We start from the raw sequence: 18,444 nt of genomic DNA on the forward strand, positions 1-18,444 counted from the left end.
CGGTGATGTTCCGCGCGCGGCCCGGGGGCGGGACGTTCCGGCGGGCCGTCTCGTCAGCGCCTGGGCCCGCCCACGTCGCTATCCCTGGGAACATCGTGTCCGACACCACGCCCGCCACCTCCACCGTTCTCCCCGCGCTTCCGGCCCTGAGTGCGCAGGCCGAGCGGCCGATCGAGCTGGGAGTGCACGAGATCGCCGCGCTGCCTGCCGCCGAGCTCCGTACCTTCGCCGAAGCGGCCGAAGCGGCCGAAGCGGCCGAAGCGGCCGACGCCGCCGACGCTCCCGGGGCGGAGGCGGCGCCCTGCTCGCCATTCACAGGTGACTGGAGGCTGCGTCTCCGGCACGGCCATGACGAGGCCCGAGCTGACGGGGTGCTCGTCGCCGACGAGAACGAGCCGGTTCCGCGCCCAGAGGTCGAGCTGGGTGCAGGCCCAAGCCGGGTCGTTCTCCGTGGCGACCAGGCCCGTGGCGCCATCGGCGACGTCCACGGCGTGATCGCAGAGGGCCAGGCGTGCCAGCGCCTGGCGGGTGAATCGGGCACGGTCGGCGTCGTAGGGCGTCGTCTCGGTCACCCGCACAGAGTCCCAGGCCGTGCCCGCATCGGGCAGCCGATTTCCGCCGAGATCGTTTTCCTCGCCGAGTGGCGCGGGGGCGACACCGCCCATCTCGCAACTCTCGGCTCACCCCCCGTCGGCTAGTGAGCGTCTCTTCGGCCAGCGGTGCCTGAGGCCGCCGCAGCAGTGTCCTGCCGCTCCGCCCGTCGTTCCACGTGTCGACGTCGCCAGGCAAGGGCGAAGCCGACTCCGGCTATCAGCGTGGGAACGGCCAACTCCATTGCCAGTGACGCCATCCAGTCCGGATTCATCCGTTGTGTCATGCCGCTGGTGTACTGACAGGTCGCCTGGGGCGGGAAGAAGCTGTACTCCAGTGTCCTCGGCGCATGGCTTCCCCAGTCCGCGCCTGTCGAGCAGACCGACGACGGCCCCGCGAACAGCTTCCATCCGACCAGCGCGTAGAACATGAGGAACGCGGAGCCGCTCACGAAGAACGCCGTCCCTGTGCGGCGGAGCTTCTCGGCCCTGGACATCGGCATCACCAGATCGCCACCGAGCGGCGGATCGAAGCACTCCGCGATCAGGGCCACGAGCAGGCCGGTGACCACGACCAGCAGGCTTCCCCAGAGCAGCGGGCCGAGCGCTGCCCGGTCGCCGATCGAGGAGACTTCTCCGTATTGGAACTCGCAGATGGTGGCCGGTGGAAACGCCTGATCCCGCACCCGCAGGAGTCGGCCCGGCCCCTGCGTCAGCCCGTGCATGCACCGCTCGTCGAACTCGAACATGCCCAGCAGGGCGATTCCTGAGCCAACTACCAGCGCACCGAACGCAATTCCTGTCGCGGCCCACAGGCCACCCGTCCGATAGCCGCCATGCGTAAGCGCGTTTGACATCCGCGCACAGTAACCGATCGCGGTCGGGTCGCTGGCGGTCGTCCGGCACGCGACGGGCCAGCCGTACCGAGGCCGAGGCCGGACGGACGGTTGCCGGATCGACGGTCCTTCGTCGTACTCGCATGCGTTGATGTCACATCGCGCCGAGCTGATCCGTCCAAGAGACGTAGGCACCAATCATCGGCAAGGAGTACACCATGAATGCTCGATTGAACCCCCTCGGCAGTCCGGTCGCCGCCAAGTCCCTCAAGCACCTCATCGCGGCGGGCAGAGCGCTCTCCGAATCGACGCTGCCGATCGCGACGCAGGAGCTGGTGAGGCTCCGCGCCAGTCAGGTCAACGGCTGCGCCGGCTGCATCGACATGCACACCAAGGAGGCCGCGCACGCGGGGGAGACCTCGGTGCGGCTCAACCTGGTCGCGGCCTGGCGGGAGGCCACGGTGTTCACCGACGCCGAGCGCGCCGCCCTGGAGCTGGCGGAGCAGGGCACCCGCATCGCCGACGCGGCCGGTGGCGTCCCCGACGAGGTATGGGCGAACGCCGCCAAGCACTATGACGAGGAGCAGCTCGCCGCCCTGGTCTGCGTCATCGCCCTCATCAACGCCTTCAACCGCCTGAACGTCATCACCCGGCAGCCCGCCGGCAACTACCAGCCCGGCCAGCACGCTTAACGAGCAGGAGGCGAATGACGAGCCCGAGCAACACCTCGGCCCGCGCCGGGCACAACCATCCGCGCCGCTCGCGTGTCACATCAAGTAGGAGTAAACCACTCCCAGGGACACAAGGGGGAAATATGAGTATCGCTCGTCATTTCGCTGTCACCGGGGCGTTAACGGTGCTGGCGGTGGGCGCCGCCACCGCGGTCGGCACCACCGCCTCCGCCGCACCCAACGTCACACCGCAGGGTGTCTGCGGCAGCGCCTACAAGACCGTGAACTCGGCGACCATCGGCTCGCTGGGCACCGTCTACCTGACGTACAACTCCTCGAACGGCAAGAACTGCGTCGCGACCATCCGTGCCAACCCGGGCACGGCGAAGTACGTCTCCACGTACGTCTACATCCCCGCCACCGGTGACGGAGCCGGGGACTCCGGTAACTACACGTCGTACGCGGGGCCGGCCTACGTCTACGGCAAGGGCTACTGCGTGAGCTGGGGCGGCAGCATCGACAACTCGTACGTGTCGGTGGAGAACTCCAACTGCGCCTCCCTGAAGGAGAACCGGGTCACCGGAGTCCGCTGATCCGGCTCGCCGCCGGGTCACGAGTTCCCGCGCCGCCGACTCCGGTGCGGGATCCTCCGGCTCGGCTTCTGCCGCCTCACCGGAAGCACGCACGGGGCAACAGTGCTGCCCAGCCGGTGAACCATGCGGGAAAGCCGTGTGCGGGAGAATCACACGCACGGTATGAAGTGGCGGGGACTGGAAACGGAGTGTCAGGCACCGTGCCAGTCCCCGTCCTCCTGCCCGTACCAGTTCCCGTACCAGTTCCCGTACCGGTCCCGGTGCCCGGAGCGTCAGGTGACCAGGCCGTGGCGGTAGGCGTAGATGGCTGCTTGGACACGGTCCCGGAGTCGCAGTTTGGTGAGGATGCGTGACACGAACGTCTTGACGGTCTCCTGGCTTATCACCAGGGTCGCGGCGATTTCGCTGTTGGAGAGGCCGTCCGCGATGAGGCACAGGACCTCCAGCTCGCGCGGGGTCAGCGGGCTGTCGTGCGCGCTGCCTTCGGCGGGCCGGATCCGGGCGGCGTACCTGCCTACGAGGCGGCGCGTCACCTCGGGGTCCAGCAGCGCGGCGCCCGTGGCCACGGTCCTTATGCCGTGCAGCAGTTGGGCCGGAGGCGCGTCCTTGAGCAGGAACCCGCTCGCCCCCGCGCGCAGCGCCTCGTAGACGTACTCGTCCAGGTTGAACGTGGTCACCACGAGCACCTTCACGGGATGCGGTACTCCGGCACCGGCCAGCCGGCGGGTGGCCTCGATGCCGTCGAGCACCGGCATGCGTACGTCCATCACCACGACATCCGGGCGCAGTTGCCCGGCGAGGTCGACCGCGGCCCGGCCGTCTCCGCATTCGCCCACCACATCGAGGTCCGGCTGCGCGCCGATGATGGTCACCAGCCCGGTGCGGACCAGCATCTGGTCGTCGCAGACCAGGACCCGGATCGGCGCGGTCACGACGGACTCCCCGCGGGTATACGGGCCCGTACGACGAAGCCGCCGCCCGTTCCCCGGCCCGCGCTGAAGTCGCCGCCCAGGACGTCGACCCGCTCACGGAGACCGGCGAGGCCCCGCCCGCTCCCGCCCGGGGAGTCGGTCCGCACACCGGGATCGTCCGTGCGCACCTCCACGGTGATCTCCCTTCCGCTGTGGTGCACCTGGACCGAGGTGCGGCTGCCACGGGCGTACTTGAGGGCGTTCGTGAGGGCCTCCTGTACGACCCGGTAGGCCACGAGGTCGGCGCTGCCGGTCGATTCAGCCGGCGTGCCCTCCTCGGTGAACTCCACCGGCTGCCCGGCCCGGCGCGTCTGTTCCACGAGTGTCTGGAGCCGGCCGACGGACGGCGTCCTGGCCTCGGTGCCGTGGTCGGGGTTGAGCAGGCCGAGCAGGTGCCGCAGGTCGGCGATGGCCCGTCGGCCGGTGTCGGCGACGGCGGTCAGGGTCTGGTCGAGGGGCTCCGGCGCGGCCGTCAGATAGCGGGCCGCCTCGGCCTGCACGACCATCGCCGTCACATGGTGGGTCACGACGTCGTGCAGCTCGCGGGCGATGCGGGTACGTTCGGCGGCAAGGGTGTCCTCGGCGACGCGGCGGCGCCGTTCGGCCTCCATGGCCCGGGTGAAGCGCAGCCAGGTCCCGAAGCCCCACGTGACGGTCAGCGCCAGGTAGAACGTCACGAATCCCTCCAGCCCCTCGGTCGAGCCGATCCGGAACAGCGCGACGGCCAACACCACGTAGGCCGCGGAGAGCAGGACCACGGTGGTTCGCCGGCGCCGATCCAGATGGGACGCCGCGCTCGCCAGCGCGATCGGCAGCGCGGTGCCCGCGAGCGTGTGGTACCCGCCGAGCTGGTCGACGGCGAAGCCGAGCGACACCAGGGCGAGACTGACGACGGGCCGCCGTCGGCGCGCGGCGAGGGGGAGGCATTCGAGGACGACTGCCACCACGGCGAGTTCGTCGAAGGGACGGTCCGGCAGTTCGCCGAGCTGCGTTCCGTGGTTGTGCAGCGCGGGCACGAACGACGTGACGAGGAACAGCAGCGCGAGCGGGAGATCCCGGACCGTGACACTGAACCCGCGCCACCGCTCCAGGACCCGCCACCGCTCCGGGACGCGCCGCAGTTCCCGGACGCGCCACCGCTCCGGGACCCGTCGAAGATTGATCACTGGGGAAGCTTAGTGGCGGCATCGACCCGCCCGGCGCGCCGACGGCGTGGCACCAGATGACCGCGCCTGTGGGCCAGCCACATGAACGCGACCGTCGCCAGCACACCGAACAGCACCGAGTACAAACTTCCCTCCGGGCCGAAGTCGCCACCCGTGATCAGCGCCGGGCCCGACGTCGTGGTGTCCAGCAGTCCTTGCGGGGTGTTGTTGCCCGATACCTCTGTGCTGAAGATGCCGGCCGCGGCGAAGTTCCAGCCGAAATGCACGCCGATCGGCAGCCACAGACTGCGGGTGGCGATGTACGCGGCGGCGAGCATGCCGCCGGCCTCGATCGCGATGGCGACGGCGCCCCACAGGCTGGCGTTCGGGTTGAGCAAGTGCGCCAGGCCGAACACCGTGCCGGTCAGCACCAGAGCGATCCATGTGCCGGCGCGTTCCTCGATGATGCGGAACAGGACGCCGCGGAAGAGCAGTTCCTCCGTCACGGCGGCCGCGGCCATGAAGCCGAACAGCCCCACCGCACCCGTCGCCGAGCCCAGCCCGTTGATCTCGTAGTGCCCCAGGAAGGCGATGTTGGCGATGACGGCCACGAACATCGCGACGCCGATCAGTGTGCCCCGGCCGATGGCGGCCCCGGCACCTTCCCTGGCCACCTCCACGGACGGGCGGTGCTCGGTCCGCCGCACCACCCACCCGTAGACAAGCACCGCGAGCACGGCTGTCCCGACACCGAGCGCGAGCGTGAGCCACGGATTCCCCGCCACCGCGGCGACACCCTGCCCGCCGATGAAAGCGACGGCCGCGACGGCCGCCAGCTGCAGGACCAGCCTCATGAGGACTCCTTCGCCAGATCCACAGCCCGATCGCTGCGACTGCGCCGAACGCTACGGATCCGGTGGCCCGGAATCGTCACCACACAGTGGACACCTGCGTGTAGCTCGCACGGGGGACAGCCCCCAACGGGCGGCCCGACGCCGGTGCTTGGTCGTGTGACGGGGATCACTCCCAGGGGGAAATCCTGGTCTTCGGCCCGCCCGTCTAGTGGGTGTGAGACCAGGGAGAGCGGCACTGCGGGAGTTGGACGAGGAGCGCCTCGTGCGGCTGGTGGCCAAGGGCGACCGTGCCGCGTTCGAGGAGTTGTACCGGCGCACCTCACCGTGGCTGGCGGTGCGGATGCGCCGCCGTTGCGCGGATGAGCAGATCGTCGCCGAGGTCATGCAGGAGACCTATCTCGCGGTGTGGCGCGCGGCGGGCGGGTTCGACGGGTCCGCGACCGGAGGGTCCGCCGTCGGATGGCTGTGGACCATCGCGGCGCGCCGTCTGGTCGACGCGTTCCGGCGCAGGGCTCACCACGCACAGCCGCCGCCGGCGGCGGCACAGGCTTCCTCGGCGCCCGCCGCCGAGGAGCAGGTGCTCGCCGCGACCGTCGGCGGTGATGTGGGGGACGCGCTGCGGTGCCTCGCGCCGGAGCTCAGACAGGTACTACAGGCCATGGTGCTCGACGGTCTCTCCGTGCGGGAGACGGCCGTCCTGCTCAAGCTGCCCGAGGGCACGGTCAAGACCCGGGCCCGCCGGGCCCGGATCGTGATGAGGGAGGCACTTTCATGAGTGTGGAACACGCGTCGGCCCGGATCATCGACGCCTACGCGCGCGGTGACACGGAACTCGCCGCCGACGAGGAATGGGCACTGGAGGCCCATCTGGAGGCGTGCGGAGTGTGCCGCGGCCGGCTCGCGACCGCCGTCACGGCGCGGGCGCCCGCTGTGACGTCACTGCTCGACACGGTGTGGTCCGGTCTCGAACCCCACCTGGCCACCGCCCCCGTACCGCGCACGCGGCGCCGGGCGTGGCTGCCGGTCTGGGCGCCGCCCGCGACAGTGCCGTGGCTGGCCATGGTCGTCGGTGTGACACTGCTGGCGGTGCTGATGGACCCTGCCGTGTCGTGGTCAGTCGGGTCGGTCTTCACCACCGTCCCGGTGTCGCCGGTGCTGCTGGCCGCCCCGCTCCTGCCCGTACTCGGTGTGGCGGCCTCGTGGTCGCGCGGGCTCGACCCGGGCTGGGAGCTGACGGCCTCCGCACCGCGGGCCGGACTCGATCTGGTGCTGCGGCGCACGGCGTGCGTACTCGCCGTCGTCATCCCCGCGCTGCTGGTGGCCGGCTGGCTGACGGGGGTGATGGTCGCGCAGTGGCTGCTGCCCTGCCTGGCCTTCACCTCCGCGACCCTGGCGCTCGGAGGCGCCGTCGGTGTGTCACGCGCCGCCGCCGCGCTGACGGTCGCGTGGGTGGCCGTGGGCGTCGCACCGTCGCTGGCCGGAGACGGCCTGACCTTCGCCCTGCGGACAGACGTCCTGCCCCTCTGGGGACTGCTCCTCGCCCTCGGCACCGGAGTCGTGGTCGCCCGCCGGGGCGCCTACTCCGTACTGGAAGCCCATCGATGAACACAGAAGAGGAACGCACCATGATGAGCGCGGTGAGCGCGGCTCGGATCGCGCCCCAGACGTATGCCTGGGAGGTCCGGGCCACCGGACTGAAGGTCAGGGTCGGCAAGAAGCGCATGGCCGTCGACGGACTCGACCTGTCGCTCGGCACGGGCGTGCACGGCCTGCTCGGTCCCAACGGAGCCGGCAAGACGACCCTGATCCGGACCATGGCCACGGTACGGCGCCCGACGGAAGGCACCCTGGAACTCCTCGGCGAGTCCACGAGCGGCCTGGGCGAACACCGCGCGCTGCGCCGCCGGATCGGCTATCTGCCGCAGGAGTTCGGCTACTACAAGCGCTTCACGGTGCGCGAGTTCGTGGAGTACATGGCGTGGCTGAAGGAGGTGCCCAAGGCGGACATTCCCGGGGCGGTCCAGCACGCGGTGGAGCGCGTGGGCATGGCGGACCGGGCCGACGACCGGATGAAGGCCCTCTCGGGCGGCATGGTGCGGCGGGTCGGGATCGCCCAGGCCATCGTCAACGACCCGAAGATCCTTCTGCTGGACGAGCCGACGGTCGGACTCGACCCCGCCCAACGGCTGCGCTTCCGCGAACTGCTGCAGCAGCTCGGCACCGACACGTGTGTGGTCGTCTCCACGCACCTGGTGGAGGACGTCGCCGCCGCCTGCACCGGAGTGGTGCTCTTCGACGAGGGCAGGCTGGTGTTCCAGGGCACCCCGGCCGAACTGGCCGCGGCGGGCACCCCCGACCATGTGGGCGACAGCCCGCTGGAGCGCGGCTACTCGGCGCTGCTCTCCCACACCGAGCAGGGAAAGGGCACCTGGTGAACGGCCGGATTCTGCGCATCGAGACAAGGCGTTCCCTCGCCCCGTGGGCCGGGTCGGGGATCGCTGGCAGCACCCTGGTGTTCCTGTTCCTGCTGGGCGGCGATCCGACCGAGGATCCCTCGGCGTGGACGGCGCAGTGGACGTCCCTGGCGCTGTGGACCCGCGGTGTGCTGTTCTACGCGTGGCCGCTCGCCATGGGCGCGGGGGCCCTCCAGGGACTGCGGGACAGCCGCTCGAAGATGCCCGAGCTGCTGTCGAGCACACCGAGGCCCGCATGGCACCGAGCGGCCTCGCTCGGGGGGACGACAGCGGCCGTGCTGGCCTCGGCCTTCGCGCTGCTCGTCCTGGCCGGCGGGGTCCAGGTACTCGCCAACACCGAGTACACGCACTTCCGTTGGGTTCCCATCTCGCTGGTGGGGGCGCTCTTTCTCGCCGCGGGAGCGGTGCTGGGCATGGGGATCGGGCGCAGCCTTCCGTCCGTGTTCACCCCACCCGCGGTGGTCATGGCGGCCTTTCTGCTCTGCCAGCTCCTCCTGATGCAGTCGGTCCCCCTCGCGAGCGGGGTGGCCAAGTGGAAGGAGGTCACGGGCGCGGGCCCGCTGCCGAGCCGGGCCGCGTTGCTGTCACCGGCGATCAGGGAACCGAGGGAGACACTCCTCACGCTCTCCCCGGCCGTGCAGGCCGGGCAGACGCTCTGGGTGATCGCCCTGGCCGCGACGGGCCTCGCCCTGCTGGCCGCCGCGAGCCGGCGGGCCCGGCTGCTCGCGCTGGTCCCCGCCCTGGCGGGTGCGGTCATCGCCCTGCTCATCCTGCCCTCCGAGTCGGACAGGACATATGTTTTGGACAAGGCCGCGGCGCGGAAGGTGTGCGACGGCGCGGTGTGTGTCACCGCGGCGCGGCAGGCACGCCTGGCCGGCCTCGCGGGTCCCGGCGAGAAGGCGCTCGGCCTGCTCAAGGACGCCCTGGGGAGCCGGGCACCGGCCGGAATCCGGGAACGGACCACCATCACGCCCTACTTGGAGAAGCGGGAACGGTCCCGTGAGGACATACTCATCGACTTCGACGACGAAGTGATCCGGTACGCGAAGAGCGACGAGGATCTGACCCGCGCGCTGCTCGGCCTGGGCCTGGCACCGCAATGCACCGCCTTCGGGGTGCTGGACGCGCAGAGCGTCGCGTCGAGCTGGGTCATGGGGAACTTCCGGATGCTGCCCTCCGCCCCCGGCCTGGCGGCCGACATGGACGAGAAGAACGCCCGCGCGGCGTGGAAGAAGCTCGCGGCGCTGCCGAAGGCGGAGCAGCGCGAACGGATCGACGCGATGCACGCCGCCGCGTTCTCCTGCGAGACCGACCCGATCGAGGCGCTGACCGGCGGTGGCTCACGGTGAGATGGCTGACCCTGTACGCGCGTTCGCGGCAGGTGCCCGCCTCGCTCGCCGCGGTGCTGATCAGTGCCGTTGTGGTGTGGGCACTGGCCGACGGCGGCGGTGGGGAGCCCGGTAAGTCGGGCTCGGCCGCGCTGGTCGTCGTCACGGGGGCGATGGTGGCCTCGATCGGATTCGCCGGACAGGACCTCGCGCTGGACCGGACCGCCGCGATCCGCTGGACGGCCCGCAGGGCGGGGCACGTCCTGCTCGCCGGCGCGGTCGTCGCCGCCGCGCCCCTGGGAGCGCGGACGCTGGGGGCGGACCTGGCCACCGCGGAGTTCATCGTCCGGGACAGCGCCGGGCTGATGGGGCTCGCCGCCTTGGGCGCGGTGGTGTGCGGACGGCAGTACGCGTGGACCCTGCCGGTCGGCTGGTTCATGATCGCGTACTTCGCTCCGCCCGCGACGAGCACGACCGGCACGACGAGCACGCCGATGGAGCTGGCGACCTGGATGCTGCTGCCGCCCGACGCCACGACGGGTATCTGGTCGGCGGCCGTGCTCGCGGTCGCCGGCACGGTGACCTACGCCGTCGCGGGACCGAGGCAGTAGCACGCCGGGAGGCCCTGATCAGCTCCGGGGCATCCCGGCCACGTGCCGCGCACCCGGTCATCGCGCCTGGGCACCACCAGCAGTGCTGTCCAGGGGAAGGATCGAGGCCATGCCGATCCCGATGATGGCCTGCGGTACGACTCGGCCTGCCCCCCGCACCAAGCGCCGCGGGCCCGCGAAGTCGCGAAGATCGGCCGGGCGGTGCTTCGCGGACAGGACCCTAGAGGGCGGGGCCACCGACCTCCGTCTCGGTGCGGTCGCCCGACCACCGGGTGTGGAAGGTGCCGTTCCGGTCGGTGCGGCGGTAGGTGCGGGCGCCGAAGAAGTCGCGCTGGCCCTGGGATACGAGCGGACGCCTGGAGAAGCTGCGGCGGTCCCCAGAGGTAGCCGACGCGCCGGCCCGTCATCGCGTAACTCTTCGAGAAGGTCTGGCAGTAGACGGTACGGTCGCGCAGTCCGTCGACCGAGATCGTCGGGATAACCACCTTGTCACCGGGGTTGACGATGCCGAGGATGGAGGCGGCGAGACCGGCGGTGCCGCCCTGAGTGATGAGGATGTCGGCGGCGTCGACCGGCGCCCCCGCGGTGGCGGCGAGTTTCTCGGCGAGTGCTTCGCGCAGGGCCGGTTCGCCGAGCAGCGGTGAGTAGTGGGTGCGTCCTGAGCGTAGTGAGGCGTGGGCCGCCTCGGTCACCGACTGGAGTGTGTCGAAGTCGGGTTCGCCCATGGCGAGGGAGACCAGGTCGCCCCGCGACTGCGGTTGCTGCGTCCGGCGGGAGGCGGCCGCGATCCGTGCGACGGCCTCCGCGGTGGCGAACCGGGGCGGGTGCGTGGTGATGGTGGGCGGCATGGATCTTCCTGGTGGCGGGGTGTTCAGGCCTGCGGTGTGACGTCGGCGGGTGCTCCGGCCCAACGGCTGATCTCCAGGTCGGCGGAAGTGTCACGCTGCCGGGTGGGAGCGACGACGATCTCCTGGACGACCACGCGCTGGGGAAGGGTGACGGCGAGGCGGATGGCCTCGGCCACGTCCTCGGGCCGCACCTTGTCCGCGCGTTCCCGGGGCGCCGGAGGCCGGGCGCGGTTGTCGAGGATGGGAGTGTCCGCCTCGCCGGGCAGCGCGGTGATCGCCCGTAGCCCCTGGTTGCGGAAGGTGGTGTGCAGGAACGTCATGAAAGTGCGGACCCCGGCCTTGGCCGCGCCGTAGGCGGCGCCGCCGAGCAGGTTGGGGTTGACGGCGGCGAGCGACATCCTCGTCATCAACGCCTTCGGACACGCGGGTCGCGCCATCGTCGGCGACAACCTCGCCCAGCGGTTCGCCGCGTTCGGTGCCGTCGGCGCGATCGTCGACACAACACCTTCAACGGCTCCGTGAACACCTTCATCCAGGACGCCGCGCTCGTCGCGGTGCGGAGCCGCGAGGAGGATGTCGCCCGGATGCGGAGCGCGTACGAGGTCCGGCGCGAGATCATGCGGACGGAACTCGCCGCGATCCCCGGCCTCACCCTCAGCTCGCCGGAGGGAGCGTTCTACCAATTCCCCGGATACGACATCGACTTGCCTTCCGTGGAGGTCGTCGCCGCGCTGCGCACGCACGGTGTCGCCGTCCGCCCCGGAAGCGAGTTCGGAGCCCGGGGGAGGAGCACCTTCGACTGTCGTACGCTGCGAGCCCGGAATCCATCACCGAGGGCGTCCGCCGGCTGGCCCAGGGCCTCTCGGCCCTGCGGTGAACGCCGCCTCGCTCGCGACGGGGAGTCGACCCATGCGCAGTGACACCGAACGCAACCGCAGACACCTGATCAAGGCCGCCGCGCTGCTGTTCGAGAACTCGCCGACGCCGGTCAGCCTGGCGGAGATCGCCAGGCACGCCGAGGTGTCCACCGCGCCGGCCTACCGGCACTTCTCGTCCGTCGAGGAGATCCTGCATGCCTTCCGGGCTCAAGTAGGCTCCGAAATGCGCGACTTCAGCGCCCGTCAGACCACGCGGGGCATGGCGCGGCTCGAAGCGGTGTCGCGCTGCTGGGTGTCCCTTGTCCTCGAACACGGCGGCGCGGTGGCGCAGATGCGGTCGCACCGCGGCTACCTGGAGCGGCTGCGTGAGGCGACCAACTACCTCACGCCCCAGGCCGAGGCGCTGGCCGAGCCCCTTCGGCAGACCGCCGAGGAACTCGGCCTCGGGGATCTCGGGGACGAGGCGCTGTATCCGTGGAACGCGCTGTTCGATCCACGGGACATCCTCGACCTCATCAAGAGCGGACGCACCGAGGAGGAGGCCGCCACCCGGCTGGTGGCCGCGCTGCGCGGGGCCCTGATCTCCTGGTCCACGGCGGACCAGGAGCGGAACGGGTGAGGGAGGGGCCCGGGCCACCGGGCCCACCCACGGCCGGTGTGCCGCCCGGGTGCCGCCCCGCCGCCCGGTGGTCAGCGCAGGGAGCTGCCGATGCTGATGCCGCCGTCCACGTCGAGGACCACGCCCGACACGTACCGGGCCGCCTCCGAGCACAGGTAGGCCGCGGCTTCGGCGATGTCCGCGGGGTCGCGGTTTCCTGCAAGTCCCGGGGACGGATCCGGCCACCCAGGGCGTGGACGCCCCGAACGCGATCTCGTTCTCCGTCATCCTGCACTGGTTCGACCACTGGCTGGCCAAGCGCCCCGGGGCGCTGCTGCCCCCGGACCGTGTGATCAGCTACGCGTCGACCTCCGCCAAGGCGTCGGGCAGTTGGCACGGCTACAGCCGGTGGCCCTCGGCAGCGGTGTCGGACACGCGCCTCTACCCGACAGCCGACGGCGCGCTCACCAGGAACGCCCCCGCGCCAGCGGGCTTGAGCTATCAGGTCAACCCGATCGACGGCCCATCGGTCGACGTCATCGGGACGCTGCCCTGCGACCCGGGCCAGAACCAGGCCACCGCCGAACAGAACGGCGTCCTGCCCAGCGGCAACTACGCGACCCGCCGCGCCACCTTCACCCTCCCGGCGTTCACCGAGAACACCACGCTCGCCGGGCCGGTCACCCTCCACCTGAACGCGTCCATCAGCGCGAAGGACACCTACTTCGTCAGCAAGCTGGAGACCGTCCTTCCGGACGGCCGCGTCCTGCCGATCGAAACGGGCTGCCTTCGGGCCCAGCTGCGGGACAGCCTGGAGAAGGCCAAGCCCGTCACCCCCGGCGCGCCGACGCGGTACACGGTCTCGCTGGGACAGACACACTGGATGTTCAAGCGGGGGAGAAGCTGCGCGTCACCATCGGCGGCGGCGATTCCCCCCGGATCATCCCCGACAACCCCGCGGGCGGTGTCACCGTGCACCTGGGCAGCGAGACCTATGTGGAGCTGCCCGTCCTCGGGTAGGAGCGGCCGCGGATCGCGGCCGCTCGCTCGTTCGCGGGCGATGGATCGGTCACGGGTCCTTGCGGAGCACCAACTCGCCCTTGCCGATGGGCAGCAGGACTCCGGAGAAGTCGTCCGACGCTTCGACCAGCCGGTTGAAGTCCTCCAACTGGTGAGCGTGGGAAACGGCGTTGTCGACCACGAGCAGGCAGCCGTCCGCAAGGATCCGCCGCAGCGACTCCCACCATCGGACGTACTCGCCGCGGTTACTGTCCAGGAAGACGAAGTCGTACTCGCCGGCGTCGCGCGAGGCGATGAAACGGCCCGCGTCGTCGGTGATTTGCCGGATCCGGGACTGGAGTCCGGCACGCCGGAAATTCCGCTCGGCCATCTTCACCTTGTCGTCGGCCTGCTCCACCGTCGTCACCGACCCTTCCGGGCCCACGGCGTCGGCGAGCCACAAGGTGGAGTAGCCGTTGGACGTGCCGATCTCCAGAACGTTCCGCGCCTGGCAGGCTTTGACAAGCAGCGCGAGAAACGTACCGGTGTCGGGCGTGATGTTCAGCATCTTCCGGCTTCGTTCGTCCGTGGACGAGTCGTTGGCCTCGCCGAATTCCTCCAACTCTCGCAGCAACTCGGCGAAGGCCGGTTCCATGATGCATCCCCTCGTCAATTAATGGTCGGTGTCACTTGGCCAGATTCTGGGCCGTGATGTACAGGCCGAGGAGCACCAGAGCGGTACAGAGTACCGTGTGAAATTTCTCCTCGGGTATGCTGCGGCGGATCCTGTTCCCGATCGACATTCCCAGAAAGGCCGGTGCCAGGGACACCGCGGACATGGCGAGGAGGTTCGCGTCCAGGAGATCCTGGGTACGCAGCGACCACGCCAGGGAAACCGTCGACAGGGTGAAGAGGATCCCCATGCTCTGGATCAACTGGTCCCGCAGCAGGCCGATCGACTGAAGGTAGAAGACACCCGGGACGGCCGACGATCCGGTCATTCCCGTGAGGAATCCGTTGACGGCCCCGAGGAACACGCCCACGGGGTGATTCCACCATTTCCCCCTGATGTTCACCTGTAGTCGGAACAGACCTAGAATCCCGTAGACGGCGAGCCCGACGCCGAGCAGGGCGGACATCACGTCCGCCCGGAAGTAGCTCAGCGTCAGCGCGCCCGACAGGGTGAACAAAGTGGCGGCCAGGAGAAACGGCCAGGTGAGCTGGATGATTCTCCGACCATGGCCGCCGCGCACCGCCTGGAATACGTTGGTCAGGAACGTCGGGATGATGATCAGCGCCTTGGCGGGCTGAATACCGATCGTTACGGTGAGAATTCCGAGGACGACGGGCGGCAGGCCCAGGCCGGTCAGTCCCTTGAACAACCCACCGACGAAGAACGTGAGTACGATCAGCACGAAAGTGGTCAGTTGGAACGAGAAGGGGGCGGCGTCGGTCACGGCTGGACGGCGGCCCTCGGGTGCTCGGCCTCGATACCGCAGTCCACGAAGCAGCGCAGCGCCCGCACCACGTCGGTTTGCTCCTCCGCTGTCAGGTCCTCCGGCTTCTCCGACGCGAAGCGGTCGGCGAGTTCGAGGACGTCGGCCTTGCGATTCTGAATGTACACGTCGGCGTCCGCCACGTGTGTCGCGATGCGGTCGGCGACCTTCCCCGCCAGCCCTTCGGCGGCCGGCACGAAGTTGATGTCGAACGTGCCGAGCTGGAGGAGGACGTACCGCGAGGGCGTTCCGACGGGCGCTCCGTTGACGAACCGGTGCTTGTTCGTGCGGGGCACCTGGAAGACCTGTCCGGGAAGCACGGTGAACACCTCGCCGGCTTCGGGGAGTTCGATGGCGATCTGTCCCCTGGAGCAGTACACCATGTCCGACACTTCGTTGTGGAAGTGGTAGGGAACGGCTTCGTGGTCGAGATTGAACACGCTGACCCGTATGCGGTTCTGATAGTAGAACTCTTTCATTTCCATCGCTCAGTTCCCAACTTCCGTGATGATCAGCCCTGAGTCGTCCGGGGCGGTGATGGGTTGCGGCATTTCGGTCGCGGCGTCGGCCCAGTCGGCGGCGACCTGCTCGGCGGCCTTCACGAAGGCTCCGGCGTAGTTCTTCTCGTTCTGCCAGAACCTGACGGGGGAGCCGTACGACGACAGGTGCGGAGACGGTCCGTGAACGTTCCCCACGCGCCTCGTCACCCGGTATGTTCCGATCGGGTCGAGGGCCAACCCGCCGGTGACGTATCCCGATTCCTCGTGACGCACGATCTCGCCCCGCCGCAGGAGGTTCCGCACCAGCGGCGAAGGGTGGCGTTCCAGATCAAAATCCTGTGTCTTGGCCCGCACGACACAGTCGGCTCGCAGACTGGAACGCTCGCCGTCAGCGGTCTCGTACGCGATCACGAATCCGCCTTCCTCGTGCACGCCGACCGGTGGCGCCGCGTACCCGTGTTTCACGGTGGACAGCACTCCGGAGTCCATGAGGGCGATCAGTTTCTCCGCGTTCACCGTCGGCATCGGCACTGCCGTCCGAATGAAGTGCGTGTCGAACAGGCGGTCGTACACGGCCTTGTCACCGGGCGCCAGTTCCCGGTAGAAGCACATCCTTCGCGCCTTCAGGACAAGCGTGTAGACGAGATTTCCAAGACGTGAGTCCCGAAGGTCGCTTTCGAGTTTCTCCCTGGCCGAAGAGTGCCGGGGATTTTCGACGTCGTGCCACCCCAGCGCCCCATCGGTCGCTTTGCGCAGATCCTTGTCCAATAGATCCAGAATGGGCTCGATCCTCAACTGTCCCTGGTGTTCGCTCCGGATACGGACGAGGGCGTCCGGGGTGAGGTGGGACAGTTCATGGCCGGCGAGCGGGCCCCGGACGGGGGGAAAGAACCCGGAGCGTGATCCGACGACGATGTGCGGCGGTTCCTCCCCCGCTCCCGACGGCGCCGGCCGGTACGAGGCGACGTGTCCGTCGGCCGTGTACGTGAACACGCCCTCGTCGCACAGGGTCATGATGGCGTCGATGCCGCTCGGCCCCATCCCCTGGACGTAGACCTGCGGACGCGCGCCCGGCGTCCGCCGTGACCGCACACGGCCGGCGACGACGGACCGGAGCCTGCCGGGTGGATAGGGCGCCGAGACGTACCCCTCGTGTTCCGCGAGCGCGTCGTTCTCCGTGGACTGCCAGTGCCCGGTGCTCAGCAGCACCCGGTCGAGTCCGTCCAGGCTGAACTCGCGGCCGGTGCCGAGGTCACGGAGAAGGACGGAGAAGCCGTCCTCTGTCGTCCGCCCGTCGAAGACCTCGTGCCCCACGTACTGCCGCACTTCGATCCCGTGGTCCCGGGCGATTCTCACGGCGTCCTGGAACCGGTGCTCCAGGTACAGGCCGAACAGGGCCCGCGGATAGAACTCGCCGTCCTCGGGCTTCCATGCCGTCAGCTCGATCCCGGGGTGGGTCTCCAGGATGAGTTCCGGATGGTCGGCGACGAGCCAGGTCCTGCTCTCGGCGAGCCAGTCGACGAAGTCGTTGCCATGGATCCCCATGGTGTTCGCTTCGTTGTTGCACCGGTGCCCGAGTTGGGCGTTCTCCTTGGCGTAGGGGTATCCGGGGCCGTTCACGGGCCCCCGCTCCACTGTGACGATCGTGACCGCGGAACGGGAGAGCGGGGACAGGCGGACTGGAACGGTCAGTTCTCGGACCAGATGCCACAGCGCGCAGGTACCGGCGAATCCGGTGCCGATGACGCAGTATCCGACAGCTCCCGACGAGTTGGCTTTCAGCTCAGGGCTCCAGACGACTGAGGGCATGCCTGATGCGGATGCCGGCTTGGCTCAGGATGGAACTCGTGCGGCCGCAGTTGATCCGCACGAAGTGCTGAAGGTCTTTCTCCTCCGCGAAGTGGTTGCCGCCGATCGTGGCGACCTTCGCCTCCTCCAACAGGAACTGGTCGGCCGTGACGTAGCCGTGCTGCTGGTAGGCGTGGGCGTAGTTCGACAGGTCGACGAAGAGGAAATAGCCCCCCTGGGGAGGTCTGACCCGCAGCGAAGGAACGGACTCCAGCTCGCGAAGCATGGCTTGCAGGTTGGCGCGCGCGGTCCTGGCCCTCGCCGTCGCCACTTCGTCCATCTCCGGCTGGAGCGCGATGTGCGTCGCCACCTGGCCGTAGGTGGACGCGAAGGACGTGAGGTTGACCTGTGCCCGGGCGGCGGCCTCGACGATGTCCGTCGGCCCGCACAGATAGCCGATCCGGTCCCCGTGCATGCCGTACGTCTTGCCGGGGCCGGTCACCGTCAGCGTCCACGGCCGCATCGGTGAGAGACTCCCGTCGGGGAGTGACGCCTCGATGGCGGCGAACGTCTTGGCGCGCTCGCCCAGGACATGGGCTTCGTAGGGGCAGTCGAACAGGACGTAGATCGGGCTCGCGCCATCGGCCTCGCGCCGCAGGTTGTGCCGGGCGATGACCTGCGCCAGCAGGGAGAGTTCCTCCGTCGAGTAGATCTTGCCCGTCGGGTTGATGCAGTCGCCGAGCACCACGATGCTGGTGCGGTCGGAGATCGCCCGGTCGAGCGCCGGCGCCGTCAGCCCGTCCTCGGCGGTGACCAGGACCGTCTTCGGCACGGCCTCGTGCAGCAGCACCATGTCCGAGTAGTGCGGCCAGTTGGGCACCGGGACGACGACCTCGTCGCCCGGGTCCAGCAGGGCGTGGAGCACCACGGAGATGGAACCCTTCACGCCGCCGGGCGTCACCAGGATCTCGTTCTCCGGATCGTATTCGATCCCGTGCAGACGGCTCACGCGCGCCGCGATGGATTCCCGCAGAAAGGGAAACCCCTTGACGGGGGCGAACGCATGGACCACGCCGGATTTCGTCTGGATGAAATCGATCACACCGCGGTCGATCCGAGGATCGGCGGGAGTGTCCAGAGCGCCTATGCTGAGGTCGATTACTTGGTCTTCCACGGCGAGTCCGCTGTTCAGCGCAACGAGCTTGGCCGCTGTTCCGTGCGTCGCCGATTCCGGAATGTTCAGAAGGGCGCTGGAGATTCCTCG

General features: G+C 69.5%; 20 protein-coding genes and 3 pseudogenes. 10 read left to right on the forward strand and 13 right to left on the reverse strand.

Annotation, left to right across the window (positions count from 1 at the left end; genetic code table 11):
• Nucleotides 1-53: 53 nt before the first annotated feature.
• Complete coding sequence (locus OG627_RS34650) at nt 54-665, reverse strand: hypothetical protein (RefSeq protein ID WP_329073230.1); 612 nt, start codon at nt 663-665, stop codon at nt 54-56.
• A 29-nt stretch (nt 666-694) separates the two neighbouring features.
• Complete coding sequence (locus tag OG627_RS34655) at nt 695-1,447, reverse strand: hypothetical protein (protein ID WP_329072007.1); 753 nt, start codon at nt 1,445-1,447, stop codon at nt 695-697.
• Nucleotides 1,448-1,644: 197 nt separating this feature from the next.
• Here OG627_RS34655 and OG627_RS34660 point away from each other — a divergent pair, with 197 nt between their 5' ends.
• A complete protein-coding gene (locus OG627_RS34660) occupies nt 1,645-2,118 on the forward strand; it encodes a carboxymuconolactone decarboxylase family protein (RefSeq protein ID WP_329072009.1) in 474 nt (157 codons plus the stop codon).
• A 122-nt stretch (nt 2,119-2,240) separates the two neighbouring features.
• Nucleotides 2,241-2,690 carry a spore-associated protein gene (locus OG627_RS34665; RefSeq protein ID WP_329072011.1) on the forward strand — a complete coding sequence of 150 codons (450 nt, stop codon included), beginning with the start codon at nt 2,241-2,243 and terminating at the stop codon, nt 2,688-2,690.
• A 272-nt stretch (nt 2,691-2,962) separates the two neighbouring features.
• Here the strand turns inward: OG627_RS34665 and OG627_RS34670 are convergent, their stop codons facing one another.
• Genes OG627_RS34670 through OG627_RS34680 form a run of 3 tightly spaced genes read right to left on the reverse strand, consistent with a single transcriptional unit; the run spans nt 2,963 to nt 5,660 of the window.
• On the reverse strand, nt 2,963-3,622 hold the full coding sequence (locus OG627_RS34670; RefSeq protein WP_329072013.1) for a response regulator transcription factor: 660 nt from the start codon (nt 3,620-3,622) through the stop codon (nt 2,963-2,965).
• Complete coding sequence (locus OG627_RS34675) at nt 3,619-4,782, reverse strand: sensor histidine kinase (RefSeq protein WP_443073670.1); 1,164 nt, start codon at nt 4,780-4,782, stop codon at nt 3,619-3,621. The genes OG627_RS34670 and OG627_RS34675 overlap by 4 nt, the downstream gene beginning before the upstream one ends.
• Before the next feature lie 41 nt (nt 4,783-4,823).
• Nucleotides 4,824-5,660: a CPBP family intramembrane glutamic endopeptidase gene (locus tag OG627_RS34680; protein WP_329072015.1), complete on the reverse strand. Its 837-nt coding sequence runs from the start codon at nt 5,658-5,660 to the stop codon at nt 4,824-4,826.
• A gap of 214 nt (nt 5,661-5,874) precedes the next feature.
• Here OG627_RS34680 and OG627_RS34685 point away from each other — a divergent pair, with 214 nt between their 5' ends.
• From OG627_RS34685 to OG627_RS34705, 5 genes are read left to right on the forward strand one after another with little or no spacing between them, the layout of a single operon-like run.
• On the forward strand, nt 5,875-6,435 hold the full coding sequence (locus OG627_RS34685) for an RNA polymerase sigma factor (RefSeq protein ID WP_329072018.1): 561 nt from the start codon (nt 5,875-5,877) through the stop codon (nt 6,433-6,435).
• Nucleotides 6,432-7,265 (forward strand): zf-HC2 domain-containing protein, encoded by an 834-nt coding sequence (locus tag OG627_RS34690; protein WP_329072021.1) that lies wholly within the window; start codon nt 6,432-6,434, stop codon nt 7,263-7,265. Before OG627_RS34685 ends, OG627_RS34690 begins: the two co-directional genes overlap by 4 nt.
• A complete protein-coding gene (locus OG627_RS34695; protein WP_329072023.1) occupies nt 7,262-8,095 on the forward strand; it encodes an ABC transporter ATP-binding protein in 834 nt (277 codons plus the stop codon). Before OG627_RS34690 ends, OG627_RS34695 begins: the two co-directional genes overlap by 4 nt.
• Nucleotides 8,092-9,483, forward strand: a complete 1,392-nt coding sequence (locus tag OG627_RS34700; protein WP_329072025.1) for a hypothetical protein — start codon at nt 8,092-8,094, stop codon at nt 9,481-9,483. The genes OG627_RS34695 and OG627_RS34700 overlap by 4 nt, the downstream gene beginning before the upstream one ends.
• Nucleotides 9,480-10,073 (forward strand): hypothetical protein, encoded by a 594-nt coding sequence (locus OG627_RS34705; RefSeq protein WP_329072027.1) that lies wholly within the window; start codon nt 9,480-9,482, stop codon nt 10,071-10,073. The genes OG627_RS34700 and OG627_RS34705 overlap by 4 nt, the downstream gene beginning before the upstream one ends.
• Before the next feature lie 392 nt (nt 10,074-10,465).
• On the opposite strand, the pseudogene OG627_RS34715 reads toward OG627_RS34705, so the two are convergent.
• Nucleotides 10,466-10,921 (reverse strand): annotated as a pseudogene (locus OG627_RS34715) (aminotransferase class I/II-fold pyridoxal phosphate-dependent enzyme); the annotation flags it as partial.
• A gap of 23 nt (nt 10,922-10,944) precedes the next feature.
• Nucleotides 10,945-11,328 carry a hypothetical protein gene (locus OG627_RS34720; protein WP_329072029.1) on the reverse strand — a complete coding sequence of 128 codons (384 nt, stop codon included), beginning with the start codon at nt 11,326-11,328 and terminating at the stop codon, nt 10,945-10,947.
• A 111-nt stretch (nt 11,329-11,439) separates the two neighbouring features.
• Here OG627_RS34720 and OG627_RS34725 point away from each other — a divergent pair, with 111 nt between their 5' ends.
• Together OG627_RS34725 and OG627_RS34730 are read left to right on the forward strand one after the other, a co-directional pair.
• A complete protein-coding gene (locus tag OG627_RS34725) occupies nt 11,440-11,841 on the forward strand; it encodes an aminotransferase class I/II-fold pyridoxal phosphate-dependent enzyme (RefSeq protein WP_329072030.1) in 402 nt (133 codons plus the stop codon).
• Complete coding sequence (locus OG627_RS34730; protein ID WP_329072031.1) at nt 11,831-12,418, forward strand: TetR/AcrR family transcriptional regulator; 588 nt, start codon at nt 11,831-11,833, stop codon at nt 12,416-12,418. The genes OG627_RS34725 and OG627_RS34730 overlap by 11 nt, the downstream gene beginning before the upstream one ends.
• Before the next feature lie 71 nt (nt 12,419-12,489).
• Here OG627_RS34730 and OG627_RS34735 read toward each other — a convergent pair.
• Nucleotides 12,490-12,600 (reverse strand): annotated as a pseudogene (locus tag OG627_RS34735) (SDR family oxidoreductase); the annotation flags it as partial.
• A gap of 146 nt (nt 12,601-12,746) precedes the next feature.
• On the opposite strand from OG627_RS34735, the pseudogene OG627_RS35620 reads away from it, so the two are divergent.
• A pseudogene (locus OG627_RS35620) lies at nt 12,747-13,283 on the forward strand (CocE/NonD family hydrolase C-terminal non-catalytic domain-containing protein); the annotation flags it as partial.
• A gap of 183 nt (nt 13,284-13,466) precedes the next feature.
• Here the strand turns inward: OG627_RS35620 and OG627_RS34740 are convergent.
• Genes OG627_RS34740 through OG627_RS34760 form a run of 5 tightly spaced genes read right to left on the reverse strand, consistent with a single transcriptional unit; the run spans nt 13,467 to nt 18,354 of the window.
• On the reverse strand, nt 13,467-14,051 hold the full coding sequence (locus OG627_RS34740) for an O-methyltransferase (protein WP_329072033.1): 585 nt from the start codon (nt 14,049-14,051) through the stop codon (nt 13,467-13,469).
• A 31-nt stretch (nt 14,052-14,082) separates the two neighbouring features.
• Nucleotides 14,083-14,853, reverse strand: a complete 771-nt coding sequence (locus OG627_RS34745; protein ID WP_329072035.1) for a sulfite exporter TauE/SafE family protein — start codon at nt 14,851-14,853, stop codon at nt 14,083-14,085.
• Complete coding sequence (locus OG627_RS34750) at nt 14,850-15,371, reverse strand: cupin domain-containing protein (RefSeq protein ID WP_329072036.1); 522 nt, start codon at nt 15,369-15,371, stop codon at nt 14,850-14,852. Before OG627_RS34750 ends, OG627_RS34745 begins: the two co-directional genes overlap by 4 nt.
• A 9-nt stretch (nt 15,372-15,380) precedes the next feature.
• Nucleotides 15,381-17,201: an FAD/NAD(P)-binding protein gene (locus tag OG627_RS34755; protein WP_329072037.1), complete on the reverse strand. Its 1,821-nt coding sequence runs from the start codon at nt 17,199-17,201 to the stop codon at nt 15,381-15,383.
• On the reverse strand, nt 17,176-18,354 hold the full coding sequence (locus tag OG627_RS34760; RefSeq protein WP_329072038.1) for a pyridoxal phosphate-dependent aminotransferase: 1,179 nt from the start codon (nt 18,352-18,354) through the stop codon (nt 17,176-17,178). The genes OG627_RS34755 and OG627_RS34760 overlap by 26 nt, the downstream gene beginning before the upstream one ends.
• Nucleotides 18,355-18,444: the final 90 nt, after the last annotated feature.

The sequence above is a fragment of the Streptomyces sp. NBC_01429 genome (assembly GCF_036231945.1).
Lineage (GTDB): Bacteria > Actinomycetota > Actinomycetes > Streptomycetales > Streptomycetaceae > Streptomyces.

What these genes read in the sequence shown, in the direction of transcription:
- OG627_RS34695 (WP_329072023.1), top strand. Translation starts at nt 7,262, where the DNA reads ATGAACACAGAAGAGGAACGCACCATGATGAGCGCGGTGAGCGCGGCT.
- OG627_RS34665 (WP_329072011.1), top strand. Translation starts at nt 2,241, where the DNA reads ATGAGTATCGCTCGTCATTTCGCTGTCACCGGGGCGTTAACGGTGCTG.
- OG627_RS34730 (WP_329072031.1), top strand. Translation starts at nt 11,831, where the DNA reads ATGCGCAGTGACACCGAACGCAACCGCAGACACCTGATCAAGGCCGCC.
- OG627_RS34755 (WP_329072037.1), bottom strand. Translation starts at nt 17,201, where the DNA reads ATGCCCTCAGTCGTCTGGAGCCCTGAGCTGAAAGCCAACTCGTCGGGA.
- OG627_RS34660 (WP_329072009.1), top strand. Translation starts at nt 1,645, where the DNA reads ATGAATGCTCGATTGAACCCCCTCGGCAGTCCGGTCGCCGCCAAGTCC.
- OG627_RS34680 (WP_329072015.1), bottom strand. Translation starts at nt 5,660, where the DNA reads ATGAGGCTGGTCCTGCAGCTGGCGGCCGTCGCGGCCGTCGCTTTCATC.
- OG627_RS34720 (WP_329072029.1), bottom strand. Translation starts at nt 11,328, where the DNA reads ATGACGAGGATGTCGCTCGCCGCCGTCAACCCCAACCTGCTCGGCGGC.
- OG627_RS34650 (WP_329073230.1), bottom strand. Translation starts at nt 665, where the DNA reads ATGGGCGGTGTCGCCCCCGCGCCACTCGGCGAGGAAAACGATCTCGGC.
- OG627_RS34655 (WP_329072007.1), bottom strand. Translation starts at nt 1,447, where the DNA reads ATGTCAAACGCGCTTACGCATGGCGGCTATCGGACGGGTGGCCTGTGG.
- OG627_RS34690 (WP_329072021.1), top strand. Translation starts at nt 6,432, where the DNA reads ATGAGTGTGGAACACGCGTCGGCCCGGATCATCGACGCCTACGCGCGC.
- OG627_RS34750 (WP_329072036.1), bottom strand. Translation starts at nt 15,371, where the DNA reads ATGAAAGAGTTCTACTATCAGAACCGCATACGGGTCAGCGTGTTCAAT.
- OG627_RS34740 (WP_329072033.1), bottom strand. Translation starts at nt 14,051, where the DNA reads ATGGAACCGGCCTTCGCCGAGTTGCTGCGAGAGTTGGAGGAATTCGGC.